The organism is Flagellimonas eckloniae (assembly GCF_001413955.1).
GTDB lineage: Bacteria > Bacteroidota > Bacteroidia > Flavobacteriales > Flavobacteriaceae > Flagellimonas > Flagellimonas eckloniae.
Map to the genome: position 1 here is coordinate 1,462,125 of NZ_LCTZ01000002.1, position 21,982 is coordinate 1,484,106.

11 protein-coding genes are annotated in these 21,982 nt (G+C 36.6%); 8 read left to right on the forward strand and 3 right to left on the reverse strand.

Annotated features, from left to right (window positions below; genetic code table 11):
- Position 1: 1 nt before the first annotated feature.
- From AAY42_RS06315 to AAY42_RS06325, 3 genes are read right to left on the reverse strand one after another with little or no spacing between them, the layout of a single operon-like run.
- The gene (locus AAY42_RS06315) at positions 2-1,192 is read right to left on the reverse strand and encodes a Gfo/Idh/MocA family protein (RefSeq protein WP_055393427.1); all 1,191 of its coding nucleotides are present in this window, start codon (positions 1,190-1,192) and stop codon (positions 2-4) included.
- A 48-nt stretch (positions 1,193-1,240) separates the two neighbouring features.
- Complete coding sequence (locus AAY42_RS06320; protein WP_055393428.1) at positions 1,241-2,590, reverse strand: Gfo/Idh/MocA family protein; 1,350 nt, start codon at positions 2,588-2,590, stop codon at positions 1,241-1,243.
- 5 nt (positions 2,591-2,595) lie between these two features.
- A complete protein-coding gene (locus tag AAY42_RS06325) occupies positions 2,596-3,984 on the reverse strand; it encodes a 3-keto-disaccharide hydrolase (RefSeq protein WP_055397749.1) in 1,389 nt (462 codons plus the stop codon).
- A 350-nt stretch (positions 3,985-4,334) separates the two neighbouring features.
- On the opposite strand from AAY42_RS06325, the gene AAY42_RS06330 reads away from it, so the two are divergent.
- The 8 genes from AAY42_RS06330 (at position 4,335) to AAY42_RS06365 (ending at position 21,972) form a co-directional block, all read left to right on the forward strand.
- Positions 4,335-7,379: a SusC/RagA family TonB-linked outer membrane protein gene (locus AAY42_RS06330; protein WP_055393430.1), complete on the forward strand. Its 3,045-nt coding sequence runs from the start codon at positions 4,335-4,337 to the stop codon at positions 7,377-7,379.
- A 14-nt stretch (positions 7,380-7,393) separates the two neighbouring features.
- Positions 7,394-9,043 carry a RagB/SusD family nutrient uptake outer membrane protein gene (locus tag AAY42_RS06335; RefSeq protein WP_082433343.1) on the forward strand — a complete coding sequence of 550 codons (1,650 nt, stop codon included), beginning with the start codon at positions 7,394-7,396 and terminating at the stop codon, positions 9,041-9,043.
- A gap of 120 nt (positions 9,044-9,163) precedes the next feature.
- Positions 9,164-11,227 (forward strand): glycosyl hydrolase 115 family protein, encoded by a 2,064-nt coding sequence (locus tag AAY42_RS06340; RefSeq protein WP_055393433.1) that lies wholly within the window; start codon positions 9,164-9,166, stop codon positions 11,225-11,227.
- Positions 11,228-11,231: 4 nt separating this feature from the next.
- The gene (locus AAY42_RS06345) at positions 11,232-13,553 is read left to right on the forward strand and encodes a GH92 family glycosyl hydrolase (RefSeq protein WP_055393435.1); all 2,322 of its coding nucleotides are present in this window, start codon (positions 11,232-11,234) and stop codon (positions 13,551-13,553) included.
- Between the two features lie 60 nt (positions 13,554-13,613).
- On the forward strand, positions 13,614-14,903 hold the full coding sequence (locus tag AAY42_RS06350; protein WP_055393436.1) for an alpha-L-fucosidase: 1,290 nt from the start codon (positions 13,614-13,616) through the stop codon (positions 14,901-14,903).
- 31 nt (positions 14,904-14,934) lie between these two features.
- A complete protein-coding gene (locus AAY42_RS06355) occupies positions 14,935-16,005 on the forward strand; it encodes a phosphatidylinositol-specific phospholipase C1-like protein (RefSeq protein WP_082433344.1) in 1,071 nt (356 codons plus the stop codon).
- Positions 16,006-16,017: 12 nt separating this feature from the next.
- Positions 16,018-17,847: a metallophosphoesterase family protein gene (locus tag AAY42_RS06360; RefSeq protein ID WP_055393438.1), complete on the forward strand. Its 1,830-nt coding sequence runs from the start codon at positions 16,018-16,020 to the stop codon at positions 17,845-17,847.
- A gap of 45 nt (positions 17,848-17,892) precedes the next feature.
- The gene (locus AAY42_RS06365) at positions 17,893-21,972 is read left to right on the forward strand and encodes a hybrid sensor histidine kinase/response regulator transcription factor (protein ID WP_055393440.1); all 4,080 of its coding nucleotides are present in this window, start codon (positions 17,893-17,895) and stop codon (positions 21,970-21,972) included.
- The last annotated feature ends 10 nt before the right edge of the window (positions 21,973-21,982 follow it).

The window sequence follows — 21,982 nt, forward strand, 5'->3', positions numbered from 1 at the left end:
TTTACAGTCCTTCGATATCCTTTCGATGAATGATTTCTTGATTGTACATGGCATCAAGTCCCATTTGAACACATAAAGCCGCATTAGCACCTGTCTTGACATTGGAAATTGGTATTTTGGATTGTATAATATTATCCCTAAAATCAATCAATGCCTGTTCTGTAGGCTCTGTGTGTTCTACTTTAATGGGTATTCCCTTTCCTTCGTCCCAACCAATGGTGGCTCCTGAAACACCATCGACCTCACCCATCTTTTTGTTCATCTTGCCTTCGGGGTAAAACCAGGCTTTTGCATAATCCAGGATAATGGTTCCCTTGTCTCCAAAAACCCTTATTTTATAATCGTCTTTGGCATTGGCGGTTAGACATGTGAATTTTGCCTTAACTCCATTAGGATAGCTATAGATTAAATGAATATTATCATAGGTTTCCCTACCATCTTTCCAATAATCAACACCTCCTACACCCATCACGGTATCCGGAAGTGCCTCCAAAACCCAGTTCACAAAATCTATTTGGTGCGAACATAATTCAGCCAAAAGACCCCCTGAAAATTCTCGGTACATTCTCCAGTTTACAACTCGCTCCAATTCTGGACTTGGTACCGGACGTCTCCAATTCCCATTACGATTCCACTGACATTCAAAAGCTTGAATTTTTCCTATTTTTCCCTTTCTTATAAGGTCAACAACGTGTACATAGAGTTTGGAACTATGGTATTGATGTCCCGTTTGGAAAACAACATTTGAAGCTTCTTCTTTGGCAACCAAATCTTTTATACTTCCATAACCCTTGGCCATGGTCTTTTCACAAAATACATGCTTTCCTGCATCTATGGCATCAATCGCAATTTTAGAATGCGTACTAAAAGGTGTGGCTATGAGCACGGCATCCACATCCTTATTGTCCAGTAATTTTCTATGGTCTTTGTAGGCCATGGCCTTTCCGCTAACTGCGGAAATCCCCTTTTCAAGACGAAAGGGAAGAACATCGCAACAAGCAACGACCTCAACATTTTTAATTTTGTTGAGTAAGGGTATCAACCCGTTACCTCTATCTCCTGTTCCAATTACACCGATTTGCAACGTATCATTTGCATTTGAAAGCTTGGACAACTGTCCTAAAACACTGGTCGAAAATAAAGCTGAACCAGCAGCAAAACCGGTTGTGGCAACAAAATCTCTCCTTTTCATGTACTACTTAATAAATGAGATTGTTAAAAGTAAGAAGTTTATCAATAACTATACCGGTTTAATTTCCCAACCGGGCTCATACGTTCTTGACCAAAGTTTCATTGCCTCTCTATTGTATATTCTGCCCGTACTTTCATCAACTTCAAAGGAATCGTCAATTCTATGGGCTATATTGGCGTAATGCGTGAGCATTTGACTAATTGCACCTTGTTCTATAGGTGATGTTAATTCAGCTTTTCCTCTAATTGCATCAAAGAAATTTAACGTATGCATAGTTGAAAGGCCTCCACCCCCTCCAAGGGAGTTGCCTGCTTCAATACCTTTAGAAATATTTTCCTTGATTACTGCACCTTTCAAATCAAACAACTTATACCCATCTCGATCTATAAAAACGGATCCTTTGGATCCATAGATAATGGTTCCTCTTCCTGCTCCATATTTATCATAACCGTTTCTACTTCTACCATCCCATTGAATTGTTTTGTTTCCTGAAAATTTGAAGGTAGCTTCCATTGTATCATACATTTCCCATCCATCATCCTTATAATGGAATTTTCCAGAATTCACCGCTACACTTTCAGGATATTTCGCATTTAAGGCCCAGCGCGCAATATCTAGTTCATGGGTAGCATTGTTTCCCATTTCTGCAGTTCCATAATCCCAACCGTACCAATGCCAATTATAATCCCAAGTATTATCCGTGTATTCCCTTCTTGGAGCAGGTCCTTGGAACAACTCCCAGTCTAATCCTTCTGGTGGATTTGTTTTTGTTTGATTAGGTACCCGTCCTCTTTTACTGGTGTAAAATGCAATGGCATTGTAGACATCTCCAATTATCCCGTTGTGGATATCATTGATAATTTCTTGTGATTGTGCTGAAGAGCGTTGTTGGTTCCCCATCTGAACAATCCTGTCATATTTCTCTTGATACGCCACCAATAATTCACCTTCTCGGGGATTGTGGCTGCAAGGCTTCTCCAAATACACATGTTTCCCTGCCTGCATTGCCATACAAGCTCCTGGTGCATGCCAATGATCGGGTGTTGCCATAAAAATGGCATCAACATCTTTATCATTGATTACTTTTCTGATATCATTTTCTAAAGCAGGCTTATTGCTCAAAGCTTTTGATACTACTTCTGCTGCTCTATCTCTCTGACTTTTCATCACATCGCACAGATAAAGTAATTTTACGTTACTTTTTTTATCCGCAATGGCGCCAAGAAAGGCTTGATATCTTCTTCCCAGCCCCTGGATTGCAACATTGATCCTATCATTAGCACCTATAATATTTGAATAACTCTTAGCGGACATGGCATTAACCTTAGATGATCCCAGTGTAACACCTACTGCTCCAATGGCCGTTTTCTTAATAAATTCCCTTCTATTTGAACTCATATTGCTTACTCTTTTATATTATTGATAGGTCGAATTTTTACATTTTTGAATGATACATGGTCTCCATGATCTTGTAATAATATGTGTCCCTTTTCGGATTCACCAAAATTGGGCCATTTTACATATTTACTCTCTGAAACTAGTTTCCGATAATCTTCGCTCTTTCTTTCATACTCCAACACTTTTGCTCCATTGAGCCAATGTTCCACATGATTGTCCTTCGAAATAATATGTGCCGTATTCCAATCTCCAATGGGGTTTATGGGTTTGTTGATATCAGCTTGGATTAAATCATATAATGATGCCACTGTTCTACTACCATCATGATTTCCCAGTTTGGCATCTGGGTGCCGTTGGTCATCAAGAATTTGATATTCCAAACCTATTGATGAACCTGGCCCTTTATTGATATCCGTATCAACATAATATTTAATTCCGCTATTTGCTCCCTCCGTTAATTTAAAATCCACTTTTAGTTCGAAATCGCCATATAATTCTTTGGTAACTATATCACCGCCTGCGGCTGACTCTTCACCACCCGATGATAAAACTGTAAGTTCACCATCTTTAATTTCCCAACCTTGGCCTGGAAACTCATCCAATCTGGCGCCTCTCCATCCATCTGTTGTTTTTCCATCCCATAATAGTTTCCATCCTTTTTTCTTCTCATCAATGGTTAACTTGTTTTTGGTAATTATGGGCGAAATAGGACTTTTTTTACTATATTTTGAAACACTGTCCGTAATTATCTTAATATTTTTCCATATGATTTCTGTCCCTTCCTTCTTCTTTGGACCTATACTGTGTACTTGCAAACAGATAAATCCGTTGTTTGTTTTCTCGTCTACAAGATGTGATGCCGGAATAGTGTTCACCCATGTTTTTATGGTATCACCTATGGCTTCAATGCGATAATGGTTCCAATCATTTTGTTTGAATGCATTTTGGGCCTCGGGATTATCTGTTAATGGATTTAACCAACCTCTTCTGGATTCGTCATAAATTCCACCACTCCAAGCACGGTCGGAAGGATCAATTTCCACCTGATATCCATGAACCCTGCCATTTCTGTAATGAGGATAGCTATTGCTTCGTATTTGTATTCCTGAATTCATAGAAGAATCTACCATAAATTCCAGTTCAAGTATAAAATCGCTATACATTTTATTGGATGTCAAAAAAGAATTTGGTGTATCATGAACCGTACTACCTACTATTGTTCCATCCCTAACCTCATATAATGCACTGCCCCCTTTTTGGGTCCAACCTTCTAAAGAAGTACCATCAAATAAATCTACCCAAGGAGCATTGTCCTTAGGGTTTTCTGAGCAACCAAAAATTGACAGCCCCAAACAAACTAGCGCTGTTTTTACACCAAAAAAAGGATTTTTCATAATTATATATAAGTTGATAAATAAACTTTTAAACTTACCAGAATACCAAATATTACAAATGGATAAACCATTCAAAAACATGGATTAATTCACATTCGGACTACAAATTTACTGCCCCTGTTTTTCACATATGCCAAGCTAATTTAAGTAATGTTTGTGGTTAAAATAAACCTTAAAATTATGTTGTCATTCAAATTTATTTTTCAATCAATTGATAAACAATTACTTATGTATATTTTTTAAACTTATTTGTTATGGCTTAAACAATTTGTCCATATTTCCGAAAGATATGTCCATCATTTCAAGTTGGAGTTAACATAATTTTATCAAAAACTAATAACTGTATAATTATGAAATTGAAACTTTTAATACTGACATTGGTATTCGCGGTTTCGTCTGGTTCTTTAGCCCAAACCCAAATTACTGGAGTTGTGGTTGACGATCAAAACGTACCATTACCAGGAGCCAATGTGCAAGAAAAAGGAACCACTAATGGAGTCGTAACTGATTTTGATGGAAATTTTAGTATTTCCGTATCAGGTAGTGATGCTACTATTGTAGTGTCATATATCGGTTTCGAAACCAAAGAAATTGTTCTGGACGGATCTTCAAACTATTCCGTGCAATTAGCAACCTCATCAACTGGTCTTGATGAAGTGGTAGTCATAGGTTATGGCTCTGTAAAGAAAAGTGACCTTACCGGAGCTGTTGCTTCAGTAAGCAACGAAACATTAACCGAACAGCGAAAGACAGACATTGGACAAGCCATACAAGGTAGAGTAGCCGGTGTTGATGTACGAGCCTTAAGCTCTAAACCTGGAGCGCCACTTTCCATAAAAATAAGGGGTAATACAGTAATTACAAATACCAACGCCGGTCGTGATGGTATTAGTGATAATCTTAGCGATGACCTTTCAAAACCTTTATATGTGGTAGATGGTATTTTCTTTGAGGATATCAATGTATTGAATCCGGCCGATATTCAACAAATGGATATTCTAAAAGATGCTTCTGCAACCGCAATTTACGGATCACGTGGTGCAAATGGGGTTGTCATTATAACAACCAAGAATGGTATTGAAGGTAAAACTGTTTTTACATATGATGCTTCATTTGGTTTGCGTTCAGCTACTAATATTCCAGACTTATTTAACGGTCCTGAATACGTTAATTTTGTAGATGACGTATTAAGGGCAAGAGCATGGGCAGGTACGGGCACAGTAGAAGACTATAACAATGTAGTTATAGACCGTTCCACTGAATTTCAAGTTTCAAACGAGGAGGCGAGCAATGTGGCCAATGGTAGATATACAGATTGGATGGACCTTTTCAGACAAACAGGAGTTCAGACTAGTCACACTGTAGGTATGTCTGGTGGCAGTAATGGTTTAGTATATAATGGTTCACTGGGATATTTGCATGATGAAGGTGTAATGGGCATTGAAGAGTTTGAACGTTATAATTTGAGCGCTTCCATATCAAAAAGGGTATCAGATAAACTTACCGTAGGCATCAAAGCTTATTTGGCACTATCGGAACGTGAACAAGGTAGTAGAGAACTATTTCGAAGTTCTTTACGATTGGCACCTACTGTAAATCCAAACGATGTTAATGGAGACCCTATTTTATTTCCTGATGACCAAGATTTACGCTTTGTTAATCCAATTTATGATGCTGATGGAGCTTGGCGCGTAAATAACAGATCATTAGATGTTATTGCTAATGTATTTTTAAACTATAAGCCTACCGATTGGATTAATTTTAAAACGCAATTTGCTCCAAATATCAATGCCCAACGTTTTGGAGAATATCGTGGATTGTTGACAAAATCTTCACGTAACGACCCAAGTCGTATACGATCATATTATGAGTCAGATTTCAACACCTCATATACTTGGGATAACATATTGGATTTGAATTTTGATTTGGCTGATGACCATAATCTGAAAACTACGTTGATTACTTCATTGTACTATAATAATTTGGAAGGTAGTGATATTCAGGTTCGGAATTTTGATACGGATGCTTATCTTTTCTTCAATACTCAAGGAGGAGGAGACGTTCCTAATGACTATGGTAGTTTTTATTCAAAACAGACCTTGGCCTCTTTTGCCGGTCGTTTAAACTATACTTTTAAAGATAGATACCTATTTACTTTTACTGGAAGATATGATGGTTCTTCTAAACTCTCTGCCGGAAATAAGTGGAACTTCTTTCCATCCGCAGCTTTTGCTTGGCGAGCTAGCGAAGAAGAATTTTTGCAAGACGTAGATTGGCTGAACAACCTAAAACTTCGTTTAAGTTATGGAGAAGCTGGTAATGACAGTACCATAGGTGCTTATAGTTCATTAGCATTTTTAGGAGCTTCCAATTACATATTCGGGGATGATTCAACTGTAGGAAAAATAGTTGATGGTTTACCAAATGCAGATTTAACGTGGGAAGTTTCCAAAGAATATAACTTTGGATTGGATTTCTCTATTTTGGATAACAGATTAAGTGCAGGCTTTGAATACTACAACAAAACTACTGAAGGTAGTATTCTTGGTAGAGCATTATCTGATATTACCGGTTACGATACAGCTCTTGGTAATTTTGGATCAGTTCGTAATAGTGGGGTAGAACTTACGCTGAACACAATTAATGTAAGAACCAATGATTTTACATGGCGTACTAGCATCAATTTCACCAAAAACACGAATGAAATTTTGGAAATTGATGGTGATTTAGATGAAATTCCTTTTGGAAACCACGGGGTCTTAAAAATTGGCGCTCCAGTTGATGCTATTTGGAATTATGCAGTTGAAGGAATTTGGCAAGTGGATGAAGCTGCAGAGGCAAACTCTTACGGTTATCGTCCTGGACAATACAAGTTTGTAGATCAAGATAATGATGGTGTTATTGACCAAGATGACAAGGTAGTGTTAGGCCAAAACTCTCCTGATTGGATTGCAGGTATGACCAATACCTTTAATTATAAAAATTTGGAGCTTAATGTTCAGGTAAATACCAGACAAGGTGCTTATGGGCATTCTGAATTTCTACAAAATTTTGCACCAGCTGCGGATCGTGCAACATTCAATAGCTTGGATATAGATTATTGGACACCTAATAATCCAGGCGGAACCTTCACATCCCCTGACTATGGAGGAACTGGATGGACCTATGAAGACTTATCTTTTGTACGTGTTGCAAATATTGGTCTAGGATATCAATTTCCACAAGATCTTTTGGAAAAATTAAAAGTGTCAAACTTGCGACTGTCTTTAGATGTTCAAAATCCGTTTACGTTTACAGATTACTTGGGTCCTGATCCAGAAACTGGTCTTCAGAATTCCTACAATATGACATATGCTGTAAAAACAGTCTTATTCGGTTTAAAATTAACCTATTAATAAAAAAGAGTAAAATGAAACTATCTAGAAAAATCAAACACATTGGTTTCATACTAATAGGTATGATAACCTTTAATGCATGTGATAGTTATATTGAAGAAGATATTTTTTCAGATATAACAAGCGAAAATTTTATTGATGAAAATACGGCTGATCAATTAGTAGTTGGAATTTATGTCTCCCTAAGGGATATTTATAAAGATTACAATTTAAAGTTTTTGGGAACTGATTTGTTTACTATTAAGGGTGAATTAAATTCATTTTCTACCACGAATGATTATTTTGGTTTTACTTCTGGGACCGGAGGCAGTGCTTGGATAAGAAACTATGATCTTGTTTCAAAAGCAAATACTGCCATTAATAGATACGAAAACCAGATTAACTGGAGCGATTCCAAATTGGGTGAAAAAGCTTATGGTATTGCGCAAGCGAGAGCATTGCGCGGCTTAGCATTTTTCAATATGGTGCAACAATATGGTGGTATGGTATTGGAATTAGATGAACCTACTACTATTCGATCAGACTATACTAGAAGTACTGAAGAAGAAACCTACGCACAAATCATTGCAGATTTGGAAGCCGCAATACCAGATTTATTGGATAATCCTGAAACTGGGCGATTTTCTAAAAGAGCGGCACAACATGTATTGGCAGAGGTCTATTTAACCAGAGGCTATTCTTCGTTTGCAAGTGCTACAGATTTTGATACCGCTGCAACTCTTGCAGAAGCAGCTATTGGATCTTATGACATTAGAAGCCAAACCTTTGCTGAAGTCTTTAGTTATGACAATCAGGTTAATGATGAAATATTATTTGCAGTACAGTGGGGTTCAGGAGGATTAACTACTGACCAGGTAAATACCAAACATTCTATTTTCATGAACCAAGTTGCCAATTACCCTGGGGTAAACAGAACAACAACACCCTATGGTTTTAGTAGCGCCAATATGATGCCCACTCCCTATTTTTATACGCTATTTGCAGATAATGATTCTAGGGATGATGCAACTATCCATAGAGCTATACTTGCTGATGTTGATGAGCCTACGGCACCTGATCCAATTGTAGCCGGAGATACGGTAGTTTACTATCCAAAAGCTGCATTGGATGCGACAGAATTAGCAGAAAGGTTAGATCGCTATTGGGTATATCAACCTGATCAATATCTATTTGGCTTACCAGATGATATTCCAGGAGTTAATTACCTGTACTCTCTTAATCCTGAAAGGACAAATTTCCCTATTTTCAAGAAGTTTGATGATGAGATTTTTAATGAGACTACGGATGGGGCACGTGATACCTTTGTCTTTAGGGTAGCCGGCACACATTTATTGGCTGCCGAGGCTTATTTAGGAGCTGGAAATACGGCATCTGCCCTAATGCATTTAAATATTGTTAGGGAGCGGGCAACAGGAGTTGCCAATGAATATGCTTCGGTTACCATAGACGATATACTTAACGAAAGGGCTTTAGAATTGGCAGGTGAAGCTAATCGCTGGGCAGTGTTAAAACGCACCGGTAAATTGGAAGAACGTATAAATTTATACAATCCACATGTTATAGACCATGGTACTTTCGACTCTAGTATTCATTTGTTAAGACCAATTCCATCTTCTGAATTAGAACTTTCAGATGGCTCGTTATTACAAAATCCAGGATACTAGGTTTAAAAAATAGTAGTTTGAGTTAGTTTAGTTAATTTCAAAATATAGGCAGGCCCATTTGCCTGCCTATATTATTTGAGGTCTAACCATTTTCGAAATCAGAAAAGTCATTTATAACTAATGGGGATACATAAAACCATAAGCAGTAGCATCTACGCTACAGTGGCTGTCCTTTTTTTCTTTTTGAACATAGCATGTTCCAATGACGAATCAAATAAAATCTATTTGGTCCTTGGGAAAACTGCTAGCGAAATCGAAATAAATACAATAAACGATTTCAAAGTTGATCTTCAAAAAGTAACGGACAAGACTATTCTGGTTATTTCTGAAGGTAGTCAATTGCCAAAAAACGGTACAATCTTCGTTCTGGGCACTACAGGATCAAATCAAGTTATTGGCAATCTGGTTAAGGAAGGATTGTTAAATCTATCTGAGGAAAATCCAGGTCAAAGAGGAGGCATTTGGTCAAAGTCCATTTTGGAAAGTGGACAAAATGCTATCATATTGGCCGGTTCCAATGTTCAAGGTATGCAATATGCAGTTTACGATTATGCCGAAGAAGTTTTGGGTATAGACCCATTGGCATATTGGACTGGAAAGGTACCTAATAAGATTGATGGAATAGACTTATTTGCCTTTGATAGTAAAACGATTGCCCCACCCAAAGTACCCATTTTATGTTATTTTGAAAATGATGTGGATGAATTGGCCAGCTACAGGGGAAAATTGTTGGAATATGATTGGGAAAGCTACACCGAAATGATAAATTCTTTGGTCAGACTCAGATACAATGCCATTCAATTTTTTGATATGCTGGGGAGACCGGAATTTTATCTACGTCCAGAATACCAAGAGCTTCATCCAGACTATCAAATTGATATTCCCTACCTAGAGAAGATGATGGACTATGCCCATAGCAAGGGTATGAAAATTCAAGTAGATTTTTCTTTGGGTTACCAAATACATCCCATGGATGAAGAGAAAGCAAGTTGTTGGGCTGATTATAAAGAAGATTGGATCAAGGCTTGGCGCTACTATTTTGAAGAAACTCCATTAGCAAAAACAGATATTTTTATTCTAAGACCTCGAAATCAAGTTTGGGATTGGGAATACAAAAGTAGCTGTGGCGAAGACAAAATAGAAGTATTCAATGAAGTGTTTACAGTTTTTGATGATTTGGTCGACTCCTATAAAAGTGATGCTACCAAGGCATTAATTTGTTACTCTGATGCCATGCAAATGTATAATGATGGCTTCAGGCCACCAAAAGACTGGATCATTGCATGGGCAGATGATGGTTTTGGCGATTTTGAACATTTGCCACAAACTACAGATGACTACACGTTTGGCACCTACATGCATGCAGGTTTTTGGTTAAATCATACTGTCCACAATCCGTATCCGGAAAAAGTGGAGGCCAAAATGAAAAAAATATTTAATGACTATGGAGCTTATGAATACTGTATGGTGAATGGTCAGAGCTTTAGACCTTTTATATTCAATATAGAAGCCTATAGTGATGTTTGCCAAAATCCAGATACTTTTTCCGCAGAGCAGTATTATAAAGAGTGGTCGCATCGATATTTTGATAAGAACACTGCAGTACATGCCGTAAAATCAATGAAGTTATTGAACAAAGCGCAATCTTCTGGTAGAATTGGTTATGTACAACATCTATGGGAAATACGTGAAGCCATAGCCTATCTGTCAAATTCACCTATAGAAAGACCCGGAAAACCGCCTGTGCCCTATGAGTTTGAAAGGGTAGAAAATGACCTTGAGCATGTGCGCTTCACCAAAAAGCACATAGACAGTGCCTTGACCGAGGCAAAAAAAGGATTGGAATTATCAAAAGAAGATGGGTTTTATTATTCATATGTGTATTTACCAACATTATTGTATTCCGATTTGATGCTATTTGAAAGTAACCTTCACCAAATGTCACTACTGAAAAGAAAATATGAGACTTCCAGTAATGTTACCTACTTAAAGGAAGCTCTTGTTATTCTTGAGGATGCAAAAAAGAATTTGGCCAAAGTATATCAGAATCGTTTGGAAGGCGACAAAAACCCAAAATGGGAGAAATGGTACGACCCTGCTATCAGAAGGCCCAATAATGGTTTTCCTACCCAAGAAATGTTGAATCAAGTAGAACGAAATGTAACCCAAATCACTAAAATTTAAGCAAATGGTTTTAAAAAAGGCACTTATCATATCGTTCACACTTTCACTACTCTTGTGGAACGCATGTAATAGCCCCGCATATAAAGTATCTCAACCTAATCTGGAATCCAGCATAGCGCCAGTAGATATGGTCTATCCACAATTGGATACAGAAAACTCAAGGTGGTTTCTATTTACTTCAGCAAGCCGACCGTTTGGAATGGTTAATTTAAGTCCAGATACCCAGTTGAAAGGTACTTGGGGAAGTGGTTATCGCTACGAAATTGATACCATCAAAGGATTCAGTCATATTCATGGATGGCAGTTATCTGGTCTTTCAGTAATGCCGATTGTTATAAAAAATGGTACTAAAAATATTTTTTATAAGGATTTCTATTCAAAGTTCAGTCATGACAGCGAAAAAGTTTCTCCCGGTTATCATTCTGTACATTTAAATCGGTATAACACTGAAGTGGAGATTACCAGCACCAAACGTACCGGAATACACAGGTATACATTTCCCAAAAATACCCAAAATGCCGTTCTCTTCAATCTAAATGCACAACTGGGTCCATGCAAAACCCAAGAAGGTGTGGTAACACAGATAAATGAAAATCAATTGAACGGCCAGTTCGTAGTTGCACCCACCAAACGAAAACCAAAGCCCAATACCATTTTCTTTCACGTTGAATTAAATACCCCAGTTAGTGAGGTCGATTCCGATAGCCAAACAGGGAACTACATGCTACATTTGGAGAAATCCAGCATTCCCGTCTTAATGAAGATAGGAATTTCATATACCTCTGTTGAAAATGCAAAGAACAATCTAGATACAGAGCTACCACATTGGGATTTTGATAAAGTAGTAGACGAATCCAAAGAAGAGTGGAACAATTTGTTGAGTAGAATTACTGTTGAAGGAGCAACATACAAAGATAGGAGACGGTTCTATACTGACCTTTGGCATGCATTGCAAGGGCGCCGTATAATAAGTGATATAAACGGAGCTTACCCCGACAATACCCAAGAAAATTTTAGAATAGGCCAATTGCCCTTAAAAGAAGATGGAACCCCTGCCTTTAACCACTATAATTCAGATTCTTTTTGGGGAGCACAATGGACCATAAACACACTTTGGGGATTGGTATATCCAGAAATTAAAGAGGAATTTGTACATTCTCTTCTACAATATAAAAAAGATGGCGGCCTTATACCTAGAGGACCATCTGGCGGTAATTATACCTACGTAATGACAGGGGCGTCAAGCACTCCTTTTATTGTAAGTGCCATTCAACAAGGGTTGGTAACAGAAAATCTAGATACTATTTATTCAGCCTTAAAAAAGAACCATATACTTGGTGGTATTATGGAAAAAGCAGGCTATGAGCATGAAACCAACTTAGGAGGTGGGCTTTCCCACTATTTGAAGAACGGTTATGTACCTTACCCTATACCAGAAGGTAAATTTGGAATACACCAGGATGGCGCTAGCCTTACCCTGGAATATGCATATCAGGATTTTGTATTGGCACAACTTGCTAAAAAATTGAATCATGAAGAAGATTATACCCATTTCATGGAAAGATCCCAGAATTATAAAAATGTATATGATTCCTCTACAGGTTGGATGCGTCCTAAAAACCTAGATGGTATTTGGAAAGAGGATTTTGATCCTTATCTTTATGAAAATGGGTTCAATGAGTCCAATGGTGCCCAATCCACTTGGTTTGTTCCCCATGATCTAAAAGGCTTAGCTTATTTGATGGGAGGAACTGAAAAAGCAATTGAAAAACTGAATACACAATTTATAAACTCAGAAGCACAACACTTTACAGCAGGCAGTTCGCACGATCGTGAAATGCATCCAGAATATAGTCGTATCCCTATTAATTATGGAAATCAGCCTTCCATGCAGACCGCCCAAATTTTCACTAAATTGGGAAGACCTGATCTTTCGCAGTACTGGTCGCGTAAAGTTGTAAAATCTGTTTTTAGTGGTTTATCCCCTTCTACCGGATATAGTGGTGATGAAGACCAAGGTCTTATGGGTAGTCTTGCGGTATTGATGAAAATAGGTATGTTTCAAATGAATGGCGGAGTTATGGAAAACCCTAAATATGAAATAGGTAGTCCTATTTTTGATAAAATAACCATACAATTGAACAACGACTATTATCCAGGAGAAAAGTTAGAGATCAAAACCATAAATAATAGTTCCGAGAATATGTACATTGATAAAATTCAATGGAATGGTGAACAGTTGAATGATTACCACATATTCCATCATGACGTTATTAAAGGTGGTACACTTGAGCTTAAAATGGTTGCTTCAAAACCCATTGAATAATTTTTTCCAGACAATAAATAGATTGTCAAAACTTAAGGATTAAACAACATTTATAACATTATGCGGCTTTTTCCACTTTTATGCTTAATAGGTTTTACGCTTTCAGGACAGCTTAAGAACAAACCAGCGCTCGAACAAGATTTTATGGATATGGGCTTTGGAATATTTGTTCACTGGAGCATGGATTCCCAGTTGGGCAGTGTTATAAGCCATTCTATGGTAGGAGCTTCAGATGATTATCTGGATAGATATATAAATGAACTTCCCAAAACGTTCTATCCAAACAAGTTTGATTCAGATGAATGGGCCAGATTGTTCAAATTAGCTGGGGCAGAATATGTTGTTTTTACCACTAAACACCATAATGGCTTTTGTATGTGGGATACCAAGACAACAGATTTTAGCATAATGAACACCCCTTACGGAAAAGATATAACGGAAATGTTATTCAATTCCTTAAGGAAGTTTGGTATTAAAGTGGGCATCTATTTTTCACCTGAAGATTTTCATTTCCTTCATGAACAAGGAACCTTAATTTCCAGGAAACGACACATGAGTCAGGTAACTGATAACCCAGAGCTTTTAGCGTATGATTTAAAGCAACTGGATGAGTTATTTACAAATTATGGAAAAATAGACATGGTGTTTTTTGATTCTTTTGAAAAAGGACCAATAGTACAATACGTGCATTCCAAATACCCGGATGTAGTTGTAACTCGTGGTGAAATGAACACACCGGAACAAAAAATCCCTGATGTGGCTATGAAAGGGCCTTGGGAAACCTGTATGACCATGGGTACGCAATGGCAATATAAACCAACAAATGAAACTTATAAACCTGGAACAGACCTCATCAATAAACTAATAGAAATTCGCGCAAAAGGGGGTAATTTCCTTTTAAACGTAGGACCAAAACCGAATGGCGAATTACCAATTGAACAAGAAGAACGTTTAAGGGAAGTAGCACTCTGGACGTTTGTTAATAATGAAGCTATCAAGAATATTCGCCCTTTACCCCATAAAATAAAAGATGGTGATTTATGGTTTACACAGAATGAAAAAGAAAATGCTGTGTATGTTTTTATTACCGGTCAAAAAGATTGGTTTAAAGGATTCCGCAGGAATTTTTTAATAAAATACCTGAAAGCTACAGAGAAGACTACTATATCGGTATTGGGACAAAACGATTTGGTAGTAGAATATTGGCCAGAAAACAATCCTATTTCCACATTTACGCAACATGAAAATTCTTTAGAAATATCAATAAGTAAAGCTCATAGATTATATAATGATAAAATCTGGCCCAATCCAATTGTAGTAAAACTGACGAATGTAGATTTTATAAAATAATATCAATTTTTATATATAAGGCTTACAAGTGATGAAAAAGAATTACCTCAATATGCTACTTTCTTTTTGTGTACTTGTCATGGTAAATTGTCAAGGCCAAATCCAAAAAGAGGCTTTAAATCAAATTCAGGTCATTGGAAGTCATAACAGTTATAAAATACCAATAGAGCAACCCTTATGGGAATATCTTTTTGAACATGATTCCCGCACGGCAGAATCACTGCAATATGGACATCCTTCACTAACTGAGCAATTGAATTTAGGCCTTAGAAATTTAGAACTTGATATTTTTCATGACCCTCTTGGTGGAAGATTTGCCAATCCCGGCGGAATAGAAATTGTAAAAAAAAGAGGCGCGGTGCCTTTGCCCTTTGATGAAAAGAAAATATTGGAACAGCCTGGTTTAAAAATGTTCCATGTTCAGGATATTGACTTTAGAAGCCACCAACTACTTTTTAAGAACGGTTTGAAAGAGCTAAAAAAATGGTCAGATAAGAATCTAAACCACACTCCGATCATAATATTGATAAATGCAAAGGATAGCCAAGTTCCGCAAACCAAAAAACCATTACCCTTCACAACTGCCGCTCTTGATAGCATTGATATGGAAATAAAAAGTGTGTTCCCATTAGAGCAATTGATTACACCAGATATGGTACGAGGAGATTTTCCAAGCTTGGAAAATGCCATTTTAGAAAAAGGTTGGCCAGAACTGGGTTCAGTAAAAGGTCGATTCCTCTTTGTTTTGGACGAGAAAAAGGAAAAAATCGACCGCTATATTAAAAACCATCCCTCATTAAAAAATCGAATGCTTTTTGTAAACAGTCCGGAAGGTAATCCAGAAGCTGCTTTTCGGATTATTAACGACCCTGTTAAAGATTTCGATTATATAAAAGAATTAGTAACCAAAGGTTATATGATTAGGACCCGAGCGGATGCAGGTACCAAAGAAGCCCGAACCATGGACTATAACAGATTCGAAAAAGCAAAAGCTTCAGGGGCACAGGTCATATCGACTGACTACTATATTCCCTCACAATTGTTTCCATCGCAGTTTCAAATTATTTTTAAGGACGGCAGCTATGAAAGAATGAACAATTAAAAGAGAGCCTTAATGAAAAATAGATCTTACTTTTATTTTATTCAGATTCTCTGTTTTTTGGTTATTGGCTCATGCAAAAGCGAACAAAAAACGATTTCAAAACCTATCAAAATTGCCTTTTTGGCCGATGTGCATCTACAGGATATTCATGCGAACTTCACCGATGCCAATTACAAGGGAATCAAGAATCCTACTACCGGTAGTTACAATACCATAAGAACAATGGGGTCGCAACTGCGATCAACGCGATTATTTAACGAGAATTATTTCGCTTTTAAAACAGCTTTGGATGAAATTGTCTCAAGAAACATAACTCTTGTTGTTTTACCTGGTGATTTTAGTGATGACGGGCAACCCATAAATATTAAGGCACTAAAAAAAATACTAGATGATTATATAGTAAACCATGGTATCCAGTTTTTTCTGACCACCGGTAACCATGATCCTGTGAGGCCTTATAGCAGAGAAGCTGGAAAAACTAATTTTCTAGGCGCTCAAGGCAATGAGCTAGCCATTTTAAGCGATAGCTCTCTTATAAACAACAATCATAAATTGCATCCTATAATCTCGTCCGAAATTAAACAATGGGGATATTTAGAGATTTTAAATGAACTATCATCCTTTGGTTTTTTTCCGAAAAAAGAATTTTTGTATTGGGAAACACCCTTTTCAATGTACGATTATGATAATTATACATTAACCGCAGCTGCTTCAATTTCAGCAGTGGAAAAAAGAAAATTCTCGGATAATGAAAAACAGATTTCCATTCCGGATGCCAGTTATTTGGTGGAACCTATAAAAGACATTTGGTTATTGGGTATAGATGCAAACATATATATTCCAAGTGGCAATTCTTCTAAAACCAACGAAACCTCCAGTGCCAGTATTGGGTATAATAATATATTGACCCATAAAAAACATCTACTACCTTGGATACGAAAAGTTTCTTTGGAAGCGGAAAAGCAGAAAAAGATTTTGATAGCTTTTAGCCATTATCCCATGGTAGAATTTTATGATGGAGCTTCCAAAGAAATGGAGCAGCTTTTTGGGAAGGACAAGATGCAGATGCATAGAGTTCCAAAAGATACCATTGCAGAATTATTTACTGATTTAGGAATACAGCTTCATTTTGGCGGTCATATGCATATGAATGATACGGGAATCCATAAATCCACAAGCGGAAAAACACTCTATAACATTCAAACACCCTCTTTGGCTGGCTATATACCAGCTTTCAAAATACTTACCATCAATTCAAAAGAAGAAATGGAAATAGAGACTGTTGTCGTGGATTCCGTTTCAAATTTCAATTCCCTTTTCCGGTTGTATGAGCAAGAACATCAACATCTAAAAAAATCGGCAACAAATACGATTTGGGATAAAGAAATATTAGCATCTAAAACCTATATCAATTTTACTGAACAGCATCTAAAAGAACTCGTACGCTTACGTTTTTTGAAAAACGATTGGCCAGCTGAACTTATCACAAAATTAGAAAAGTCGACTGGGAATGATTTATTAAAATTGGAACTAAAGAACACCAAGTCAATCCCCTCAATTGACAAACTCAGTAAAAATAAACCTGAATATATGGCTCTAAATAAATGGACCGGTTTAGATATGGTATATGATTTCTACAAATTGAGAAACGCAGGAGAATTGGCAAAAGGAAAGATTGGTAGCAAAAGATTGGCACAATATGAATTGGTATGCAAGCACTTGATGAATTGTGAAAATTTGGAAATGTCGCTTTGGGGCAATATTTTTTATAAGGCGATGCATGGGCATCCATCCGGAAATTTTATGATTAATCTAAAAACTAATACAATAGAGCGATTGTAATCCTAAAAAGAATGCTCTTTAATTATTAAAAATGTAAATTGTAGTATGTTATTCAAATTATGTTTTGCAATCAAAAAACAAGTATGCCTTCTACTGTTTATCAGTGGCATAACTTTTTTATATGCACAAAACATAAAGTTTGAGCATTATAATGATAATAGTGGGTTGTCCCACAACTCGGTCCGTCATATTGTCCAGGATAATAACGGTTTTCTTTGGTTGGGCACCTTTTCAGGCCTTAATCGTTTTGATGGTTATGAATTTAAATCGTACCTAAGTTCTTTTTCCAATGAAAATAGCTTAAACGATGATGACATTACAGCTCTTGAGTTTGACAGTGATTCCAATAATCTTTGGATAGGTACCAGAAATGGGCTGACCAAACTTGACATAGAAACCCATAATTTTGATACCTTCTTGCCTGAAAAAAATAATCCCAACAGTATCACGGACCATGAAATTCGTTCGGTTCTGGTAGACAAAATGAAAAGCGTTTGGGTCGGTACAAAAACCCAAGGCCTATTTAGGTTCTATCCTGAATCTAAAAAATTCAAAAAAATACCTCTCGAAGGTTTTGAGTACATAAAAGAAATTTTTGAAGATAAAAAGGGCAATATTTGGATAGGCAGCTATGAAAAAAGATCCATTGCGAAACTCAACTTTGATAATTATGGGAAAATTGATCAAACAATAACGTATTCCCTATCTATTCCTTTTTCCAATGAGAAAAATCCTTATATAAACTTTATCTACGAAGATCATAAGTCAGATATTTTCGTAGGCACCCGAAGTGGTTTGTACAAATTGGACAAGGAAAATGATGTTTTTGAAAACCTCTATATCGATGATAGCTATACTAGAGATCAAGTTGGTCCATATTTTGTATCAATCGCACGTTCTCCGGAAGGGCGTTATTGGCTGGGGACTTTAGGGGGGTTGTTGGTCTGTGATCAATTGGAAGATATTGCAAAAGGAAAGTTTGAATGGCATTATACGATTCTTTCGGATGATACCTCACTTGTGGACAACCTGATATCTTCTCTTTACTTCGATACTTCAGATGTTTTATGGATTGGAACCGAGGACGGTTTGGATAAATACGATCCTTATGAAAATCAATTTAAGTTAAACAAGGGTATTTCAGAACATATTGACAATCAAGCACCCGGAATTAGAGGGTTTTCCAAGACTTTTGATGAAAAACTTATAGTTGCAACACGGCATAATGGCCTGTTCCTTTTTGATGATGACTTAATCACCCCGCTTTACAACAGAACTTCAGATATAGCCAGTATCTATTCCACAGATGGAAAGATCTTTTATTGTGGTCTATGGAATGGCAAAGTATTGGTATATAATTATGTGACCAAGGAAACTGATATCATAGATGTTGGTTTTAAATCTTCGCCTGTTTTGACCTTTAAAAGTATAGACCAAAATAGAATGGCGATTGGTTCATTTGGAGAGGGAGCAATACTATTGCACAAGAAAAGCCTAAGGCCTATTCTCATTACAAGCAAAATAGCAGAAGGAAGTTCTATAAATAAAATTGCTTTTGACAAGGAAAATAAAAAATTATGGTTTGCAACGGAAGATGGTGTGGTCACATATGATATTTCTACCCAGAGTACAATAATCTACCAATCCAATACTGAGGATAAAGAATCGCTGCCACACAATAATGTCAGTGATGTACTAATAGATGCCGATAATAAAGTTTGGGCTGCTACTCGGATGGGCCTAAGCACCTTCAAACCAGAATTGAACAATTTTGTCGCCATAAAAGAACCCAAAGAACTTATAGGGAAATGGATTACCGATATGGTAATGGATACTAATGGAAACCTTTGGCTGAACATGAATAACAGTATTGGTCGATTAAAGCCTAGCAGCGGGGCCCTTAATATTTATCATGTTAAAAGTGGAAATAGGTTAGATGTTTTCAGCTCAAGTGGTTTTTATCACATAGCAGGTTCCAAGATATTTCTAGGAGGTAAAAACGGTGTTATCCATTTTTCACCCTACACCATAAAAGAAAATCAATGGTCTCCAAAACCTTTTATCTCTGAATTTAAAGTCCAAAATAAAACGGTATACCCAGCAATGGAAATCAATGGACAAACTGTTTTGGACAAAGATTTAAATTTTCAAAGAGAGGTCACACTCAAATATAACAACCGCAATTTTTCGATCCAGTTCTCAAATCCTTCCTATTCAAATGAGCGATTGAACCAATTTGAATATATGCTGGAAGGTTTTGATGAAAATTGGATTTCGGCCAATAATAGTTCAAGAACCGTACAATACACCAATTTATATCCAGACAACTATACATTTAAGGTCCGCTCCAGTAACAGTAATGGGTATTGGGGGGAGACAGCAAGTTTCGATATTAGAGTTTTGCCACCTTTTTGGTTTACTTACAAAGCATTTTTCCTGTTTATATTGATAATAGCCCTTCTCATATTTCTTGGTAAAAAAGAATTAAAAAATAGGATGAAGCTAAAGCAAGCTTTGCTGCTTGAAAAACTGAAACAAGAACGAAATGAAAAACTGAACAATGAGAAGTTTAGATTTTTCACCAACATCTCACATGAATTAAGAACTCCTTTGACCTTAATTTTAGGTCCAGCAAAGGACCTGTTGAAACAAGCAGGTAAAACCCAGAACGAGTATCAGGAAACAAGAGCCAAATTGATCCATCACAATGCCAACAGGCTATTGAACCTGGTTACCCAAATACTGGATTTTAGAAAAGCACAAACGGGCGAACTACAATTGAAAGTATCAAAAATTGATATTTTGGAACAATCAAAAAGTATTTTTGAATCCTTTAAGGAACTCGCTAAAAACAAGAATATTTCTTTTAATTTCAACTGTGAAAACGAAACTATTTCAGGTTGGATTGATAAAGACAAACTGGACAAAATTCTATACAATTTATTATCCAATGCCTTGAAGTTTTCCAACAATCATGGCAACGTAGATTTGTTTTTAGGGTTGAGTGATGATATGGCTGAACATTTGATCATTGAGGTAAGTGATGATGGAATAGGTATTCCCGAAGCCAGTCAAAAGAATATTTTTTCCAGATTCTATCAAGCTAGAAACAGTAAAGAAAGTACGACCGGTTCAGGAATAGGTCTATCCTTGGTAAAATCTTTGGTTGAATTGCATAAGGGAAGCATAGCTTTTAAAAGTAAGTCGGGAGAAGGAACCATATTCACCATAAAAGTTCCCATTAGTCGCAAATTCTATGAGGATTTTGAAATCAATGAGCTATTGCCATATCAAATCACCAAAGAAGTACAAGTGGTAAAACCGAAGAAAAAGATACTTAATTCTGTCAATTTAAAGCAAAAAATTGTGGTGATAGAAGATAATACCGAGCTTCGAAATTATCTTATAGACTACTTATCGGATTATTACAAGGTTTATAGTGCAGAAAATGGAAAAGAAGGTCTTAGCCTCTGTAAACAGATCAAACCCATAATATGTGTTGCAGATGTAATGATGCCCGTTATGGACGGTTTGGAGTTTTGTGCCGCACTTAAAAGTGATGAATTTATTAGCCATATACCCGTAATCCTTTTGACAGCACTTTCGGAAAATGAAGATAAGGTAAAAGGATTTAATGTTGGGGCAGATGGTTACTTAGTCAAACCATTTGATCCATCACTATTAAGAACCAGGATAGTAAATATCATCAATACCAGAATGGGATTAAAATCCAAATTTTCTGTGGAAGCCGAAAGTGAAATAAGTCTTCTTACGCATTCTCCAATTGATGAGAAATTTATGCAAAAAGTTACCCAGCTCATCGATAAAAATCTAAAAGAAACGGACCTGACAACGGCATTTCTATGTGCAGAATTAGGTATGAGTTCCTCTAAATTATATCGAAAAATTAAAGAGCTGACGGATTTAGCCCCCAACGAATTTATTCGTACCGTACGTTTGAAGAAATCAGCAATTCTTTTAAAGACCAAAAAGTATAATGTTTCAGAAGTAACTACCCTTGTTGGTTTTAATGATCCTTTATATTTTAGTAGATGTTTTAAAAGACAATTTGGATATCCACCAAGTAAACTTATAAAAGATGAAGTAAGAGTGGATATTATATAAGTCATTTCAT

What these genes read in the sequence shown, in the direction of transcription:
- AAY42_RS06365 (WP_055393440.1), top strand. Translation starts at nt 17,893, where the DNA reads ATGTTATTCAAATTATGTTTTGCAATCAAAAAACAAGTATGCCTTCTA.
- AAY42_RS06345 (WP_055393435.1), top strand. Translation starts at nt 11,232, where the DNA reads ATGGTTTTAAAAAAGGCACTTATCATATCGTTCACACTTTCACTACTC.
- AAY42_RS06340 (WP_055393433.1), top strand. Translation starts at nt 9,164, where the DNA reads ATGGGGATACATAAAACCATAAGCAGTAGCATCTACGCTACAGTGGCT.
- AAY42_RS06360 (WP_055393438.1), top strand. Translation starts at nt 16,018, where the DNA reads ATGAAAAATAGATCTTACTTTTATTTTATTCAGATTCTCTGTTTTTTG.
- AAY42_RS06315 (WP_055393427.1), bottom strand. Translation starts at nt 1,192, where the DNA reads ATGAAAAGGAGAGATTTTGTTGCCACAACCGGTTTTGCTGCTGGTTCA.
- AAY42_RS06325 (WP_055397749.1), bottom strand. Translation starts at nt 3,984, where the DNA reads ATGAAAAATCCTTTTTTTGGTGTAAAAACAGCGCTAGTTTGTTTGGGG.
- AAY42_RS06320 (WP_055393428.1), bottom strand. Translation starts at nt 2,590, where the DNA reads ATGAGTTCAAATAGAAGGGAATTTATTAAGAAAACGGCCATTGGAGCA.
- AAY42_RS06335 (WP_082433343.1), top strand. Translation starts at nt 7,394, where the DNA reads ATGAAACTATCTAGAAAAATCAAACACATTGGTTTCATACTAATAGGT.
- AAY42_RS06350 (WP_055393436.1), top strand. Translation starts at nt 13,614, where the DNA reads ATGCGGCTTTTTCCACTTTTATGCTTAATAGGTTTTACGCTTTCAGGA.
- AAY42_RS06330 (WP_055393430.1), top strand. Translation starts at nt 4,335, where the DNA reads ATGAAATTGAAACTTTTAATACTGACATTGGTATTCGCGGTTTCGTCT.
- AAY42_RS06355 (WP_082433344.1), top strand. Translation starts at nt 14,935, where the DNA reads ATGAAAAAGAATTACCTCAATATGCTACTTTCTTTTTGTGTACTTGTC.